Source organism: Hydrogenophaga sp. (assembly GCF_019635465.1).
GTDB lineage: Bacteria > Pseudomonadota > Gammaproteobacteria > Burkholderiales > Burkholderiaceae_C > Hydrogenophaga.
On record NZ_JAHBZK010000001.1, the window covers coordinates 192139 to 207828 of the forward strand.

Genomic DNA, 15690 nt, shown 5'->3' on the forward strand with positions numbered 1-15690 from the left:
CCACAGACACGAACGGCCCGCAGGGGGCCGTCCACAAGGTGTAGCATTTTGTTTCAAACGGCTGTCTGGCGACAAGCCTTCCGGGTGACAAGTGTCACGGTGTCTCGTACAGGCGAAAAAAAAGGCAACGCACGCGTTGCCTTTCGCACATCCGAAGCGACCGCTCAGAGCAGCGATTTGAGCAGCTTGCCCATCTCGGACGGGTTGCGGGTGACCTTGAAGCCGCACTCTTCCATGATGGCCAGCTTGGCATCGGCCGTGTCGGCGCCACCGGAGATCAGCGCGCCGGCGTGGCCCATGCGCTTGCCGGGAGGGGCGGTGACACCGGCGATGAAGCCCACGACCGGCTTCTTCATGTTGGCCTTGCACCACATGGCGGCCTCGGCTTCGTCCGGGCCACCGATCTCGCCAATCATGATCACGGCGTCGGTGTCGGGGTCGTCGTTAAAGGCCTTCATGACGTCGATGTGCTTCAGGCCGTTGATGGGGTCGCCACCAATGCCCACCGCGCTCGACTGGCCCAGACCGATTTCGGTCAGTTGCGCCACGGCCTCGTAGGTCAGCGTGCCCGAACGGGACACCACGCCGATGCGGCCCTTGCGGTGGATGTGACCGGGCATGATGCCGATCTTGATCTCGTCGGGCGTGATCAGGCCGGGGCAGTTCGGGCCCAGCAGCAGGGTCTTCTTGCCACCGGCAGCTTCCTTGGCCTTCATCTTGTTGCGCACTTCAAGCATGTCACGCACGGGAATGCCTTCGGTGATGCAGATCGCGAGATCCAGATCGGCCTCAACGGCTTCCCAGATCGCAGCGGCCGCGCCAGCAGGCGGCACGTAGATCACGGACACGGTTGCACCGGTCTGGGTCGCTGCCTCTTTGACCGAGGCGTAGATCGGGATGTTGAAGATCGACTCGCCGGCCTTCTTGGGGTTCACGCCCGCGACGAAGCAATTCTTGCCGTTGGCGTATTCTTGGCACTTTTCCGTGTGGAACTGACCGGTCTTGCCCGTGATGCCCTGGGTGATGACCTTGGTGTCCTTGTTGATGTAGATCGACATGTTCTTCTCCAGGCTCAGGCTTTGACGGCGGCGACGACCTTCTGGGCCGCTTCGGCCATGGAGTCAGCGCTGATGATGGGCAGGCCCGATTCGGCCAGCATCTTCTTGCCCAGTTCTTCGTTGGTGCCCTTCATGCGCACCACCAGCGGCACGCTGAGGTTGACGGCACGGCAGGCGGTGATCACGCCGGTGGCGATGGTGTCGCACTTCATGATGCCGCCGAAGATGTTGACCAGGATCGCCTTGACCTTGTCGTTCTTGAGCATGATCTTGAAGGCTTCGGTGACCTTCTCGGGGGTGGCGCCGCCACCCACGTCGAGGAAGTTGGCCGGCTCGGCACCGAACAGCTTGATGGTGTCCATGGTGGCCATGGCCAGACCGGCACCGTTGACCAGGCAGCCGATGTTGCCGTCCAGGCTGATGTAGGCCAGATCGAACTTGGAAGCTTCGATCTCGGCCGGGTCTTCTTCATCGAGGTCGCGCAGCGCCACGATGTCGGGGTGGCGGAACAGCGCGTTCGAGTCGAAGTTGAACTTGGCGTCCAACGCGATGATGTTGCCCTTGCTGTCGCGGTTGAGCGGGTTGATCTCGACCAGCGAGGCGTCGGTCTCCATGTAGCACTTGTAGAGCTTCTGGCACACGTCGACGAACTGCGCTTCGGAGTCGGCGGGCAGGTTGATGCCCTTGGCCAGCTCCTTGGCCTGTGCTTCGGTCAGGCCGGCGAGCGGATCCACGAACACCTTGACGATCTTCTCGGGCGTGGCGTGCGCCACTTCCTCGATGTCCATGCCACCTTCGCTGGAGGCGATGAAGGCCACCTTCTGCGTGCCGCGATCGGTCACGACGGAGAGGTAGTACTCCTTCTGGATGTCGGCCCCGTCTTCGATGTACAGGCGGCGGACCTTCTGGCCTTCCGGGCCGGTCTGGTGGGTCTTGAGCTGCATGCCCAGGATCTGACCCGAGAGTTCTTTCACCTGGTCGATGGTCTTGGCGACCTTCACGCCACCACCCTTGCCACGGCCACCGGCATGGATCTGCGCCTTGACCACCCACACGGGGCCGCCCAGCTTTTGTGCGGCTTCCACCGCCTCTTGCACCGTGAATGCGGGAATGCCGCGGGGCACGGGCACACCAAATTGGCGCAGGATTTCCTTGCCTTGGTATTCGTGAATCTTCATGAGGTCTCTCTCAGGGATGGAACGGGTGTGCGGCGGGGCTGCCACCGCCGGGAGACGGGCTCTTGGACGAGCAACCAGGGACTGTATCATGGTGCAACGCACCAAAATGAGACGCGGCGCCACATTCGGCTGGCGTTCGTCGGTTCATCCCAGGAAAATCGCGCATGGCCCATCAGATCTTCATCGACGGCGAGGCCGGTACCACCGGCCTTCAGATTCGCGAACGCCTGCTCCAGGAGCCCGGCGTTGACTTGCTCAGCATTGCGGCCGATCGCCGCAAAGACCCTGAAGCCAAGCGCGCGCTCATGGCCCAAGCCGATCTGGTCGTGCTGTGCCTGCACGACGACGCCGCACGCGAATCGGTCGCCATGGTCGACAACCTGCCCGGTCGCAAGCCGCGCATCGTCGATGCCTCCACCGCCCACCGCACGGCGCCGGGATGGGTCTATGGCTTTCCGGAGCTCACGGCCACGCAAACCGATGCCGTCAGGCAGGCCGACCGGGTGGCCAATCCGGGTTGTTATGCGACCGGCGCCATTGCCCTGATCCGCCCTTTGGTAGACGCGGGCCTGATCCCTGCCGACTTTCCCCTGAGCCTGCCGTCGATCAGCGGTTACTCGGGTGGTGGGCGCACCATGATCGAGGCCTACGAGGCCGGCACCGCGCCACTGTTTGAGGCCTACGCGCTGGGCCTGACGCACAAACACCTGCCCGAAATCATGGCCTGCACCGGCCTGCAGCGCCGCCCTGTCTTCGTCCCGGCGGTGGGCAATTTCCGCCAGGGCATGCTGGTGCAAATGCCGCTGCATCTGGACACACTGCCGGGTCAACCCAGGGCCAGCGATCTGCACGACGCACTCGTGCGGCACTACGCCGCCAGCGAGGCGGCCGGCGGTTTCGTGCGCGTATTGCCACCGACCCAGGACGGCAAGCTCGACGCCACGGCCCTCAACGACACCAACCTGATCGAGCTGCGGGTGTTCGGCAACGAAACGCACCGCCATGCGGTGCTGATCGCGCGCCTGGACAACCTCGGCAAAGGTGCCAGCGGCGCGGCGGTTCAGAACCTCAAGCTGATGCTGGGGTTCTAGTCCTCGGGCGGCTCAAACGCTGGCGCATCGTCGCCCGCAACCACCCGGCGGATGGCGTCACCGCCGAAGCCGCGCGAGGCCAGAAAGCGCATCTGCTTTGCGCGCTCACTGGCATCCGCCGGCGGCGCCCCGAACTTCTTGCGCCAGACGTCGCGGGCGCGGTCCACCTCGCTGCCACGCAGCGCCGCCACCGCCTGCGCCACCGCGTCGGCGGGCAGGCCCTTGGCCTGCAGTTCCTGTCGCACCCGCGAGGCACCCAGGCGCGCGGCACGGCGGTGAATCACCGACTCGATGACGCGCTGTTCGTCGATGAAGCCCTTGGCCTGCAATTCGTCCAGCGCCTGCGCGAGTTCACCCGGCTGCTCTTCGTGCGCCGACAGCTTGCGTTGCAGTTCAGCGCGTGAATGCTCGCGCTGCGCCAGCAGGCGCAACGCGCGGCCTTTGAGCGAGGGCTTGTCAAAGGCCACCGCGTTCAGGCGTCGGCCGCTTCGGCCTTGACCTTCTTGCCCTTGGTGGGGGTCGGTTCGTCGGCACCGTCCACCGGCAGCAGGGGCACGCCCAGGGCGTCGCGCACCTTGTTCTCGATCTCGACCCGCAGATCGGCGTTCTCTTTGAGGAATTCGCGCGCGTTGTCGCGGCCCTGGCCGATCTTCTCGCCGTTGTAGGCGTACCAGGCACCCGACTTGTCGATCACGCGGTGCACCACGCCCAGGTCGAGGATCTCGCCCTCGCGGCTGATGCCTTCACCGAAGAGGATGTCGAATTCGGCCATCTTGAAGGGCGGAGCAACCTTGTTCTTGACGACCTTGACCCTGGTCTCGTTGCCGATGGCCTCTTCGCCCTTCTTGATGGTGCCGGTGCGGCGGATGTCCAGACGGACCGAGGCGTAGAACTTGAGCGCGTTTCCGCCGGTGGTGGTCTCGGGGCTGCCGAACATCACGCCGATCTTCATGCGGATCTGGTTGATGAAGATGACCGTGCAGTTGGTCTTCTTGATGGTGGCGGTGAGCTTGCGCAGCGCCTGGCTCATCAGGCGCGCTTGCAGGCCGGGGAGCTGGTCGCCCATTTCGCCTTCGATTTCGGCCTTGGGCGTGAGCGCAGCCACCGAGTCGACGATGACCAGATCGACCGCACCGGAGCGCACCAGCGAGTCGACGATCTCCAGCGCCTGCTCGCCGGTGTCGGGCTGGCTGATGAGCAGCTCGGGCAGGTCCACGCCGAGCTTGCTGGCGTACTGCACGTCCAGCGCGTGTTCCGCGTCGACGAAGGCGCAGGTGCCGCCCAGGCGTTGCATCTCGGCGATCACCTGCAGCGTGAGGGTGGTCTTGCCAGACGATTCCGGCCCGTAGATCTCGATCACGCGCCCACGCGGCAGGCCCCCGACCCCCAGCGCAATGTCCAGACCCAGCGAACCGGTGGAGACGACCTGGATGTCTTCGATCTGCTCGCCCTCGCCGAGCTTCATGATCGTGCCCTTGCCGAACTGCTTTTCGATCTGGGCCAGCGCGGCCTGCAAGGCCTTGGCCTTTTCGCTGTTGAGGGCGTTGTTCTTGGCGGGTGCGTCCATGTGATGGCTCCTGAGCGGTGAGTGGGTGTTGACTTCACCCGTTGTGAATCGGCTGTGATCGCATCCAGCACTGGATGCATGGCCAGCAGTGTAGCGAGCGAATACATCGGCGCATCCTCATTATTTGGTCAGTTTGCCTTACCATTTGCGACGTGAACAACCTGCCCGATGACCGCTGGCGCGGCGGCCACCTGGGCCGCCTGCTCGGCGAAGCCCTGCGCCGATTCGACGCCCGGGTACTGCACCTCATGGCGCACGACGCCGAGGTGCCCCTGGCGCTGTCCAACCTGGCTGCCCGCGATCAGGTTGGCGCGGCCCACGTGCACATCACCCGGCACCTGTTGCTGCGCGGCTCGCGCCTGACCGAGCTGGCGCGAGCCGCCGGCATGAGCAAGCAGGCCATGGGCGACCTCGTGGCCCAGTGCGAGGCCTGGGGCCTGGTGCGGCGCGAAGCCGACCCGCTGGACGCGCGGGCACGCCGCATCGTGTTCACCGCTGACGGCCTGCTCTGGCTCGACGCCTTCCGCCGCGCGGTGGCGCGCACCGAGGCCGAGTTCGCGGCCCAGGTCGGCACCGAGGTCGCCACCGTGGTAGCGCTGGGGCTGGAGGCCTACGCGCAGGCTTGAGCCGCATCAAGCGCGCACGCCGGCGCCAAACCTACAATGGCCCCGCACTTTGAGGAGACATGCCATGCGCATCCTGATCGCCGAGGATGACCAGGTGCTGGCCGACGGTTTGCTGCGCAGCCTGCGCGCGGCCGGCGCAGCGGTGGACCACGTCGCCAGCGGCACCGAAGCGGACGCCGCCCTGCTCACCAACAACGAGTTCGATCTGCTCATCCTCGACCTCGGCCTGCCTCGCCTGCACGGGCTGGAGGTGCTCAAGCGGCTGCGCTCGCGCGGCTCGGCCATGCCGGTGCTCATCCTCACCGCGGCCGACAGCGTCGAAGAACGCGTCAAAGGCCTCGATCTGGGCGCCGACGACTACATGGCCAAACCGTTTTCGCTGCAAGAGCTGGAAGCGCGCGTGCGCGCCCTCACCCGCCGCGGCATGGGCGGCAGCACCAACACCATCCGCCATGGACCGCTGGAGTACGACCAAGCCGGTCGCGTGGCCACCATCGACGGCAAGATGGTGGAGCTGTCAGCGCGTGAACTCGGTCTGCTCGAGGTGTTGCTGCAGCGCGCCGGTCGCCTGGTCAGCAAGGACCAGCTGGTGGAACGTCTGTGCGAATGGGGCGAAGAGGTGAGCAACAACGCCATCGAGGTCTACATCCACCGCCTGCGCAAGAAGATCGAAAAAGGCCCGATCCGCATTGCCACCGTGCGTGGTCTGGGCTATTGCCTTGAAAAGATTTGAGCCACCAAGCGGCGGCCGCGGCGATACACCAATCGCCACCGCCACGCCAGCAGAGCCACCGGCTGCTGAGGACGCTGAGCGACGCACCAGCCCGTTCTCCTTCGGCCTGTTCCAGCGCGAGCAGCGCAGCCTCTTCGGCGAAATCCTGGACTGGATGCTCACGCCCTTGCTGCTGCTGTGGCCGCTGTCACTGGCGCTGACCTGGATCGTGGCGCAAGGCATCGCCAACAAGCCGTTCGATCGCGCACTCGAATTCAACCTGCAAGCGCTGTCGCAGCTGGTGGTGGTGCAAGACGGCGAACCCGTGTTCGCGCTGGACCGCCAGGGCCGCGACCTGCTGCGCGCCGACGACACCGACCTTGTCTACTACCAGGTGGTCAATGGGCGCGGCGAGCACATCAGCGGCGAGGTCGACTTGCCACCGCCTCCGCTGGACGTGGAGCCCGAAGCCAACCGGGTGCGGCTGCGCGATGACGTGATGCGCGGCGACGCGGTGCGGGTGGCCTACACCTGGCTGGACCGCCCGGACCCGCTGCGCCCGGTGCTGATGCAGGTGGCCGAGACGACGGGACGGCGCTCCACACTGGCCAACGAGATCATCAAGGGCGTGATGGTGCCGCAGTTCGTGATCCTGCCGCTGGCGGTGTTGCTGGTTTGGCTGGCACTGGTGCGCGGCATCCGGCCGCTGTCCGACCTGGAGCAGCGCATCCGGGCGCGCCGCCCCGATGACCTGCGTCCGATCGAGGAGCTCGACATTCCGCAAGAGGTGGCGCCGCTGGTGTCCTCCATCAACGATCTGTTGGCGCGCCTGAAGGTGTCGCTGAGCACGCAGCGCCGCTTCCTTGCCGACGCGGCGCACCAGCTGAAGACGCCACTGGCCGGTCTGCGCATGCAGGCCGAGCTGGCGCAGCGTGAAGCCGACCCGGCAGGGCTGCGCGCATCGCTGCAGCAGATTGCGCGATCGGCGGTGCGCGCCAACCACACGGTCAGTCAGTTGCTGGCATTGGCCCGCGCCGAAACCACCGGCCGGGCCCTGCCCAGCGAACCCGTGGACCTGGCGCGCCTGGTGTCTGGCGTGGTGCGCGACAGCGTGCCACGCGCGCTGGAGCATGGCGTGGACCTGGGCGTGGAAGGTGTCGAGCAGGTACCGCCCGAGATGCTGATCATGGGCAACCCCGTCCTGCTGCAGGAAATGGTGCGCAACCTGGTCGACAACGCCGTGGCCTACAGCGGCAGCGGCGGTGTGGTCACGGCCCGGGTGCTGATCGACCGCTTTGGCGGCGTGCAGGTGGTGCAGGTCGAGGACAACGGCCCCGGCATTCCGCACGCCGAGCACAGCCTGGTATTGCAGCCGTTCTACCGCGCGCTGGGCACCGATGTGGATGGCTCTGGCCTGGGCCTGGCCATCGTGCAGGAGATCGCCCAACAGCACGGCGCCACCGTGCACATGGAAGATGCCCGGCCCGACAAGCAGCGCCCGGGCCTGCGTGTCTCGGTGCGCTTCGTGCCACCGCCGCCGCCCGAGCCTGCCGAGTGAATCGCCGAATGAATCGCCGAACGACGCGGCCTCAGCCTTTGTAAACGTTGAGTTCGAGGCGTTCGCGGGCAATGACCTCGGCCACCGCCGGCAGCGCGGCGAATCGCTGCACCAGCGCCCAGGTCTTGGGCAGGGTTTGCGGATCAATGCCGGCAAAGCCACCCCAGCGCAGCAGCGTGAGGGCGTAGGCATCGAGCACGCCGGGTTTGTCGCCACCCAGCCAGGGCGACGCGTTCCCGGCCATGTCCTCGATCTCGCCGAGCAGGCCGCGGTAGGTCTGCACCGCGTGCGCCTTGACCGCCTGCTGCGTGGCTTCGTCGCCAGCGAACTTCTGCGGCATGAACACGTGCGTGAAGGTGGGGTGCACGGTGTTGTTCATCCAGACCAGCTTCTGCAGTGCGCGGGTGCGGGCCAGACCGCTGGCCGGCAGCAGGCCAGCGTCCGCAAACCTGGCGTCCAGATGCAGGCAGATGGCCACGATCTGCGTGACCACCTCGTCCCCATCGACCAGCACCGGCACCTGACCGCGCGGGTTCAAGGCCAGGTACTCGGGCGCGCGCTGCTCGCCCTTGTGTAGCTTCACCAGCGAAGGCTCGAACTCGGCACCCGCCAGCGCGAGCGCCGCGTGGGGAACAAAGGAACACGCACCGGGCGCGTAGAACAGCTTGAGGCTCATGGAACAGTCTCCTGATGGTGAAGAGGGCGCTCAGCTCAGGTGGTTGCCCACCAGGCCGGCAATTTCAAACATGGTCACGGCGTCTTTGCCGAACACCGGCCGCAGCTTGTCGTCCGCGTTGATGCGGCGCTTGTCGGCCACGTCCTGCAGGCCGTTCGCCTTGATGTAGTCCCACAACTTCTTGACCACCTCGGGGCGCGACACCGGTCCTTCGCCGATGACGGCCGCCAGTGCGGCGCTGGGTTGCTTGCCGGTGGCAGCCGTGGTCTTGCGCGGAGCCTTCTTGGCGGCGGGGGCTTTCTTGGCTGGCGCCTTCTTGGCAGCTGCCTTGGCCGCGACGGCCTTGCCCGCCGGTCTGGCCGCGGCGCCCTTGCGGGGTGGGTATTTGCTTTCGCGTTGCTCGAACTCGAAGTTCACCTTGCCGGCCTCGGCGTCCCAGGCCAGAAAGGCCTTGAACGGGCGGCGCGTGCGCATGGAGACGAATTTGTCGAGCAGATCGGTTTTGCCAGTGGCCAACAGCTTGGTCATTTGCTCGCGCGCCACCGGCTGCTGCAGGATGATCTTGCCGCTCTTGAAGTCGCAGCTTGGTGTGGGTTGTGCGGCCGTGGGCACGGCGCGCTCGCACACGTAGTTGGCGCCATGCTCGTGCACGGCGCCGCCGCATTTGGGACATTGGCCCAGCGATTCGCTGCCGGCAAAGTCCACCAGCTCACCGGTCTCTTCGTCCTTGCGGTCGTCGCCGAAGTCGAACTCCAGCTTCCAGTTGCGGTCGTCTTCGCTGAACTTGAGCACCAGCTCGGCCACGAAGGGCCAGCCTGCCTTGGAACGGAAGCCTTCAAGCGGCCCGATGTGCTTGTCACGCAGAAAGGCGTCGGCCTCCACGGTCTCGAAGGTGCGACCGCCCGGCGACTTGGTGAACGAAAAGCCGCAGCCTTCACTGGCACCGTCGGCGCCGGTGCAGGCAAAGCGGCGGTAGTTCTCTTTCACCACGCCGCCGCAGTTCGGGCAGGGCGTGCCCAGGGTCGCGTAATCGCCGGGCACGGTGTCGCGGTCGTACTCCTTGGCCTTTTTGACCATGCGCTCGGTCATGGAAGCGATCTCGGCCATGAAGGCGTCGCGCGACAGGCGGCCATGCTCCATCTGCGCGAGCTTGTACTCCCACTCGCCCGTGAGTTCGGGGCGCGAGAGCTCCTCGACCTCCAGCCCGCGCAGCAGCGTCATGAGCTGGAAGGCCTTGGCGGTGGGAATGAGCTCACGCCCTTCGCGCAGCATGTACTTCTCGGCCAGCAGGCCTTCGATGATGGCCGCGCGCGTGGCCGGTGTGCCCAGGCCCTTTTCGTTCATGGCGGCACGCAGTTCGTCGTCTTCGATGAGCTTGCCCGCACCTTCCATGGCGGCCAGCAGCGTGGCTTCGCTGTAGCGCGCGGGCGGGCGGGTCTTGAGGCCTTTGTGCTCGACCGATTCGGTGCGCACCGTCTCGCCCTCGCGCACCGGCACCAGGTTCTGGCCCTTGTCACCGGCCTGGGCGCCTTCCACGTCCTCGGCCGCTTCTTTGCCATACACCGCCATCCAGCCCGGGCGCACCAGCACCTTGCCTTCGGTCTTGAAGTGGTGATTGAGCACCGAGCTGATGCGCGTGGTGACCATGAATTCGGCGCTGGGGAAAAACACCGCGATGAAGCGGCGCACCACCAGGTCGTAGAGTTTTTGCTCGGCCTCGCTCAATCCGCTCGGCGCCTGCAGCGTGGGGATGATGGCGAAGTGGTCCGAGACCTTGCTGTTGTCAAAGATGCGCTTGCTGGGCTTGATGTAGCCGCCATCGATCGCCGTCTTCGCGTGCGGCGCCAGATGCGCCATGCCGCTGCTGGCCAGCATGGCGAAGGTTTCTTTCACCGTGCCGAGGTAGTCCTCGGGCAGGGCGCGCGAATCGGTACGCGGGTAGGTCAGCGCCTTGTGGCGCTCGTACAGGCTTTGCGCCAGCTGCAACGTGGTCTTGGCCGAGTAACCGAAGCGCCCGTTGGCCTCGCGCTGCAGGCTGGTGAGGTCGTACAGCAGACCGCAGGCCTGGGTCGTGGGCTTGCTTTCCTCTTTGACGCTGGCGGCCTTGCCACGCACCGCATCGACGATGGCCTGTGCCTGTTTGATATCCCAGAGCCGGTCGGCGCGCGCGTCGGGGTCGGCATCGTCGCCGGTGGGCTTCTTGAACTCGGGGTCAAACCATTTGCCCGGGTACTCGCCGGCCTCGGCCAGGAAGCTGGCGTGGATCTCCCAGTAATCGCGCGGCCTGTGGGCGCGGATCTTCTCTTCGCGCTCGACCACGATGGACAAGGTGGGCGTCTGCACCCGACCGACCGTGGTGAGGAAGAAGCCGCCGTCGCGCGAGTTGAACGCGGTCATGGCCCGCGTGCCGTTGATGCCGACCAGCCAGTCGGCCTCCGAACGGCTGCGCGCCGCATCGGCCAGGCCGCGCATCTGTGCGTCGCTGCGCAACTGGTCGAAGCCATCGCGGATGGCCGCGGGCGTCATCGACTGCAGCCACAAGCGGTGCACCGGCTTGCCCAGGCCCTGGTAGTGGCCACCTTTGAGGCCGCCGGCGTATTGCTCGATCAGGCGAAAGATCAGCTCACCTTCGCGACCCGCGTCGCAGGCGTTCACGAGTTCGCTCACGTCCTTGCGCTTGGCCAGCTTGACCACCGCGTTCAGGCGCGACTTGGTTTTATCGATCGGCTTGAGCTCGAAGTACGGCGGCAGCACGGGCAGGTGGGCAAAGCTCCACTTGCCGCGCTTGACGTCGAACTGTTCCGGCGCTGCGATCTCGACCAGGTGGCCCACGGCGGACGTGACCACATAACGATCGTTCTCGAAGTGATCGTCGTGTTTGTCGAACTTGCCCGCCACCGGCGTGAGGGCCCGAACGATGTCTTGCGCCACAGACGGCTTCTCGGCAATGACCAGGGTTTTCATCTCTACAATCCGCTCCCACGCGCGTGCGCGCACGACATGCGTGCGCGCGCTCATCTGTGCGCGCACCCGCGCGCACCTGCATGAAACAACCTTACCAAAGAAACCCGACGTGACGAAAACACCCCGCAAGGCCACCACCCGCCTGCCCGCCAAGGCCACTGCCAGCCCCGCGCGGCGCATTCAGGTTCGCCGCTCCGGGGTGCACGGCAAAGGGGTTTACGCCGTCGTCGACCTTGCCCCGGGCGAGACCCTCATCGAATACACCGGCGAGATCATTGACTGGCCCGAGGCGTTGCGCCGCCACCCGCACGACCCGAGCGACCCCAACCACACCTTCTACTTCCACATCGATGAAGACCACGTCATCGATGCCAAGTACGGCGGCAATTCGGCGCGCTGGATCAACCACAGCTGCGCGCCCAATTGCGAGGCCGACATCGAGGACGGCCGGGTCTTCATCCGTTCGCGGCGTGCCATCAAGGCCGGTGAAGAACTCTTCTACGACTACGGCCTGGTCATTGACGAGCCGTTGACGCCCAAGCTCAAGGCCGAGTACCCCTGCTGGTGCGGCGCGCCCCGCTGCCGCGGCACGCTGCTGGCGCCCAAGCGCGGCGGTCGCGCCACCAAGCTGGGCTGACCATGCAGACGGCCTCCCTGGGCGGCAGCGCCGAGGCCATCTGGCAGGCGGTTGTGCCCGCGCTGCCCGGGTTCACGGTCGAGATCGTTCCCGAGATCGATTCCACCAATACCGAGCTGATGCGGCGTGCCCGCCTCGGGCCGCTCGATCCGGTGTTGCTGGTGGCCGAACAACAAACCGCCGGACGCGGTCGGCTGGGTCGCGGCTGGTACAGCCAGGCCGGGCAATCGCTGACCTTTTCGCTCGGGCTGACGCTGGCGCCCTTTAACTGGTCGGGATTGTCGCTGGCGGTGGGCGTGAGTCTGGCCGAGCAACTGCATGCCGACGTGCGCCTGAAGTGGCCCAACGACCTGTGGCTGCAGGGGCGCAAGCTGGGTGGCATCCTGGTCGAAACGGCCGGGCAGGCCGACACCGCCAACGCGCCGCGCTCGGTGGTGATTGGCGTGGGCATCAACGTGGCGCGCCCGGCCGAAACCGCCACGCAGGCCGCACAGGCCACGCTTCCCGGGGTGCCTCCCGCCGGCATGGCCGAGGTGGACATGGGCGTGACGGCGGCCGAGCTGCTGGCCCGGGTGGTGCCCGCCCTGGTCACCGATGTGCAGCTGTTTGCGCAGAACGGCTTTGCGGCGTTTGCCCAGCGATTTGCGCAGCGCGATGCCTTGCGCGAACGCGCCGTCACGCTCAGCGACGGCCGCACCGGCACCGCCTGCGGCGTGGCCGATGACGGCGCGCTGCGGGTACTGGTCGATGGGCAGGTGCAGCGCGTGGACAGCAACGAAGTGAGCGTGCGGCCATGTTGAGGTGGCTGATTGCGGCGCTGGTGGCCGCCAACCTGGTGTATTTCGCCGGCACGCGGGGCTATCTGGTGTCGCTGGGCTGGCCCGATCCGGCGGCACAGCACGAACCGCGGCGTTTGGCGCAACAGATCCAGCCGGAACGCCTGCGCCTGCTGAACGGCCCGCGCGGCAGCGAACCCGAACCTGATGGGGAGCCCACATCCCAGACCAAATCCACACCACCCGCCACCGGCGCGGCGGCAGCGACGTCAGCCGGCACGCCGTCTCCTGCACCATCTGAGTTGACCGTGGGCGCCAGCCCGGTCCCGACCAACTCGCCCCCCGCGGCGCCCGAGCCTGCGACGACAGCCGCGCCAGTGGTCACCGCGCCCGCGCCCCCGGCCCCCACGACCTGCTGGCAGGCCAGCGGCTTCGGTTCCGATCAGGCCGAGTTGCTGCGCGCCGAGCTGCGGCTGCTGGGCCTGCCCGACGGCGGCTGGCAACTGAGCGAGGCGCGCAGTCCAGGTCGGTGGATCGTCTACATGGGCCGCTACGACAACAACGATCAGGCGGCGCGCAAGAAGGCCGAGTTGCGAGAGCTCGGCATCGACTTTCGCGACGTGAACACCCAGGGCCTGGCCCCCGGCTTGGCGCTGGGCACGTTCTCGAGCGAAGAGGCGGCCGACGAAGGCTTGCAGCAGGTCACCCGGCGCGGCGTGCGCACCGCGCGCGTGGTGCAGGAGCGCGCCGAGAGTGTGAGCTTCAATCTGCGCTTGCCGGCCATCACCGAGGCGCAGCGCCTACGCATCGAGTCGCTGGGGCCAGCGATGGCTGGTCGCAGCCTGCAGCGCTGCAGTTGAACTGGCGCTGCGCTGGCCGGGCTTTCAGGCTTTCGCAGTTCGGCGCTGGCGCCAGATGAGGCCGATGAGCCACAGCCAGAGGCCCGCCCCCCACCAGCGACCCATGGATCCACCGCCTCCGCCCGCTGGCAGGGAGGCAACGGCGGCCACGGTGTCGCTGCCTTCGTCGCCCAGGTTGTCCTGGACCTTAAGGCGGAACACCCAGGTGCCCGCCTGATAAGGCAATTGCACCGAGGTCATGGCCTGGGTGCTGTCCGGGATGGTGACGGTCGTCGGCCCGGAGACCAGGGTCCACTGGTAGCTGGTGATGCTGCGCCCGCTGATGGCGACGCTGGAGCGGCCGTCCAGCGTCACGGTAGCGCCTGCGTTGACGTTGCCGATGGCCGCGATGATGGCCGCCGGCCCGAAGGCCAGTTGCAACGAGGCGTTGGCATCGAGCAGGCCAGCACCGCAGGTGCTGGTGGTGCAGTTGCACACGCCGGTGTTGGTGGTGCTGCAGGTGGGGCCCACGTAGCTGGTGTGGGCACGTGCGCCCGTCTTCATCCGTTCGATGAGGTCGCCGGGCTGCAGGCTGCTGTTGATGGTCAGCATGAGCGCAGCGACGCCCGAGGCCAGCGGCGCCGAGAAGCTGGTGCCCATCTTGTAGCCATAGACGTCGGCGCCCGGTCCGGTGGTGCCCGCGTTGTCGGTGGACAGCAGCAGGGTGGTGGAGGTGCTGCCCGAGCCGCCGGGCGCGGACAGGGCAACGTTGCTGCCGAAGCTGGAGTAGTCGGCCTTGGCCCCGTCACGGCGCACCGCAGCCACGGCCATGACCCCGTTGCAATCGGCCGGGCGGCGCAGCGGCGCGCTGTTGTTGCCCGCTGCCACCACCAGCAAGGCGCCAGCGTTGCGCACGTCGTCGGCCATGCTCTGGTAGGCCGCCGTGCAACTGGTGCTGCCCCCGAAGCTGAGGTTGATCACCTTGGCCGGGTTGGGGTTGTTCGGCACACCCGATACGGGCAAACCCGCTGCCCAGCGCACGCCATCCAGCAGGTCGGACACCAGTGCCCCGCATTTGCCAGCCACGCGCACGGGCACGACCTTGGCACCCCAGTGCAGGCCCGAAACGCCGGTGCTGTTGTCACTGAGGGCAGCGATCTGGCCCGCAATGAAGGTGCCGTGCCAGGAGCTGTCGTCCACATCGCAGCCGGAGAACAAGGGGTTGGCCAGGTCGCCGGCGCTGACCCAGTCACCCGGATCGCTGGGGTCGGCGTCCCGGCCGTTGCCGTCGTTGGCCACGGAGAGTTCGCTGATGAAGTCGTAGCCGCCGATCAAGCGCCCCGCGAGGTCCGGATGCGAAAACCGCACCCCGGTGTCGACCACGGCCACCACGGTGTTGGTGGCGGCCCCGGTAGTGATGTCCCACGCTGACGGCATGTTCAGGGCCGATGGCTGAAAGTCGGGCACGGTGGTGGGGGCCTTCAGGTGCCACTGGTCGGCATAGGCCGGGTCGTTGGGCACGAGCTGATTGCGCTCCAGCACGTTGGGCTCCACCCAGGCCACATCGGGGTGCAGTCGCAGTCGCCGCATGGCGTCACGCAGTTCACGCCCTTTCAATGGCCGCTGCAAGCGAATGAGCGCGGCCCGTCCGGCCTCTCCCACGCTGTCGACCGGCAGGTCGGCGGCCTTGGCCACCTCTGCGGTGTGTTCGCGCGAGCGTTTGACCGCTCGGTGCCAGGCCGCCTGCTCACGCAGGCGCCGATCACCCCAGGGTCCACGGTCGGTGGCTTCTCGGTTGAGGTCGTCGACATTGTCGTGATAGCCGACGATCAGGCCCAGAACCGCTTGTTCGCCGGTGGCGTGAGCGGCCCCGGCCAGCCAAAGCAGTGACACGCACAGGCCGAGGCGGGCCAGGTGGGCAATGTGGGAAATGCAGCGCATGCCGGTTTGTAGCATCCGCCGAGGTTCGCAAATGCGTGATCAGATAGGGACCCACCGGCCAATCCTT

At 66.8% G+C, this 15690-nt stretch carries 14 protein-coding genes; 7 read left to right on the forward strand and 7 right to left on the reverse strand.

The window, feature by feature from the left end; translation table 11 throughout:
- Positions 1-164 precede the first annotated feature (164 nt).
- Together sucD and sucC are read right to left on the reverse strand one after the other, a co-directional pair.
- Positions 165-1058, reverse strand: a complete 894-nt coding sequence (gene sucD / locus KF871_RS01010) for a succinate--CoA ligase subunit alpha (RefSeq protein WP_291136978.1) — start codon at positions 1056-1058, stop codon at positions 165-167.
- A 14-nt stretch (positions 1059-1072) separates the two neighbouring features.
- The gene (sucC, locus tag KF871_RS01015) at positions 1073-2236 is read right to left on the reverse strand and encodes an ADP-forming succinate--CoA ligase subunit beta (RefSeq protein WP_291136981.1); all 1164 of its coding nucleotides are present in this window, start codon (positions 2234-2236) and stop codon (positions 1073-1075) included.
- 164 nt (positions 2237-2400) lie between these two features.
- On the opposite strand from sucC, the gene argC reads away from it, so the two are divergent.
- Positions 2401-3327 carry an N-acetyl-gamma-glutamyl-phosphate reductase gene (gene argC, locus KF871_RS01020; protein WP_291136984.1) on the forward strand — a complete coding sequence of 309 codons (927 nt, stop codon included), beginning with the start codon at positions 2401-2403 and terminating at the stop codon, positions 3325-3327.
- Here argC and recX read toward each other — a convergent pair.
- Both recX and recA read right to left on the reverse strand, forming a co-directional pair.
- Positions 3324-3794, reverse strand: a complete 471-nt coding sequence (gene recX / locus KF871_RS01025) for a recombination regulator RecX (protein WP_291136987.1) — start codon at positions 3792-3794, stop codon at positions 3324-3326. The two genes, argC and recX, sit on opposite strands and share 4 nt — an antisense overlap.
- Before the next feature lie 5 nt (positions 3795-3799).
- Positions 3800-4894 carry a recombinase RecA gene (recA, locus tag KF871_RS01030; protein ID WP_291136992.1) on the reverse strand — a complete coding sequence of 365 codons (1095 nt, stop codon included), beginning with the start codon at positions 4892-4894 and terminating at the stop codon, positions 3800-3802.
- A gap of 152 nt (positions 4895-5046) precedes the next feature.
- On the opposite strand from recA, the gene KF871_RS01035 reads away from it, so the two are divergent.
- The 3 genes from KF871_RS01035 to KF871_RS01045 all read left to right on the forward strand — a co-directional run bounded on the left by KF871_RS01035 (position 5047) and on the right by KF871_RS01045 (position 7790).
- Positions 5047-5520, forward strand: coding sequence for a MarR family transcriptional regulator (locus KF871_RS01035; RefSeq protein WP_291136995.1), 474 nt, complete (start codon positions 5047-5049; stop codon positions 5518-5520).
- A 64-nt stretch (positions 5521-5584) separates the two neighbouring features.
- Entirely contained in the window at positions 5585-6253 is a 669-nt protein-coding gene (locus KF871_RS01040; RefSeq protein ID WP_291136998.1) for a response regulator transcription factor, read from the forward strand.
- Between the two features lie 154 nt (positions 6254-6407).
- Positions 6408-7790, forward strand: coding sequence for a sensor histidine kinase (locus tag KF871_RS01045; protein WP_291137392.1), 1383 nt, complete (start codon positions 6408-6410; stop codon positions 7788-7790).
- 31 nt (positions 7791-7821) lie between these two features.
- Here KF871_RS01045 and KF871_RS01050 read toward each other — a convergent pair whose 3' ends face one another.
- A complete protein-coding gene (locus tag KF871_RS01050) occupies positions 7822-8466 on the reverse strand; it encodes a glutathione S-transferase family protein (RefSeq protein ID WP_291137001.1) in 645 nt (214 codons plus the stop codon).
- A 30-nt stretch (positions 8467-8496) separates the two neighbouring features.
- A complete protein-coding gene (locus tag KF871_RS01055; RefSeq protein ID WP_291137004.1) occupies positions 8497-11430 on the reverse strand; it encodes a DNA topoisomerase III in 2934 nt (977 codons plus the stop codon).
- A gap of 142 nt (positions 11431-11572) precedes the next feature.
- Between KF871_RS01055 and KF871_RS01060 the strand changes: the two genes are divergently transcribed.
- The 3 genes from KF871_RS01060 to KF871_RS01070 are packed head-to-tail and all read left to right on the forward strand — an operon-like array spanning position 11573 to position 13703.
- Positions 11573-12067 (forward strand): SET domain-containing protein, encoded by a 495-nt coding sequence (locus KF871_RS01060; protein ID WP_367171990.1) that lies wholly within the window; start codon positions 11573-11575, stop codon positions 12065-12067.
- A 2-nt stretch (positions 12068-12069) separates the two neighbouring features.
- Positions 12070-12867 carry a biotin--[acetyl-CoA-carboxylase] ligase gene (locus KF871_RS01065; protein ID WP_291137010.1) on the forward strand — a complete coding sequence of 266 codons (798 nt, stop codon included), beginning with the start codon at positions 12070-12072 and terminating at the stop codon, positions 12865-12867.
- The gene (locus KF871_RS01070) at positions 12861-13703 is read left to right on the forward strand and encodes an SPOR domain-containing protein (RefSeq protein WP_291137013.1); all 843 of its coding nucleotides are present in this window, start codon (positions 12861-12863) and stop codon (positions 13701-13703) included. The genes KF871_RS01065 and KF871_RS01070 overlap by 7 nt, the downstream gene beginning before the upstream one ends.
- 24 nt (positions 13704-13727) lie before the next feature.
- Here the strand turns inward: KF871_RS01070 and KF871_RS01075 are convergent, their stop codons facing one another.
- Entirely contained in the window at positions 13728-15623 is a 1896-nt protein-coding gene (locus KF871_RS01075; protein WP_291137016.1) for a S8 family serine peptidase, read from the reverse strand.
- Between the last annotated feature and the right edge of the window lie 67 nt (positions 15624-15690).

Bases quoted from the DNA above. Each gene is read 5' to 3' on its own strand.
- sucD (WP_291136978.1), bottom strand. From the start codon at position 1,058: ATGTCGATCTACATCAACAAGGACACCAAGGTCATCACCCAGGGCATC.
- sucC (WP_291136981.1), bottom strand. From the start codon at position 2,236: ATGAAGATTCACGAATACCAAGGCAAGGAAATCCTGCGCCAATTTGGT.
- argC (WP_291136984.1), top strand. From the start codon at position 2,401: ATGGCCCATCAGATCTTCATCGACGGCGAGGCCGGTACCACCGGCCTT.
- recA (WP_291136992.1), bottom strand. From the start codon at position 4,894: ATGGACGCACCCGCCAAGAACAACGCCCTCAACAGCGAAAAGGCCAAG.
- KF871_RS01040 (WP_291136998.1), top strand. From the start codon at position 5,585: ATGCGCATCCTGATCGCCGAGGATGACCAGGTGCTGGCCGACGGTTTG.
- KF871_RS01045 (WP_291137392.1), top strand. From the start codon at position 6,408: ATGCTCACGCCCTTGCTGCTGCTGTGGCCGCTGTCACTGGCGCTGACC.
- KF871_RS01050 (WP_291137001.1), bottom strand. From the start codon at position 8,466: ATGAGCCTCAAGCTGTTCTACGCGCCCGGTGCGTGTTCCTTTGTTCCC.
- KF871_RS01055 (WP_291137004.1), bottom strand. From the start codon at position 11,430: ATGAAAACCCTGGTCATTGCCGAGAAGCCGTCTGTGGCGCAAGACATC.
- KF871_RS01065 (WP_291137010.1), top strand. From the start codon at position 12,070: ATGCAGACGGCCTCCCTGGGCGGCAGCGCCGAGGCCATCTGGCAGGCG.
- KF871_RS01070 (WP_291137013.1), top strand. From the start codon at position 12,861: ATGTTGAGGTGGCTGATTGCGGCGCTGGTGGCCGCCAACCTGGTGTAT.
- KF871_RS01075 (WP_291137016.1), bottom strand. From the start codon at position 15,623: ATGCGCTGCATTTCCCACATTGCCCACCTGGCCCGCCTCGGCCTGTGC.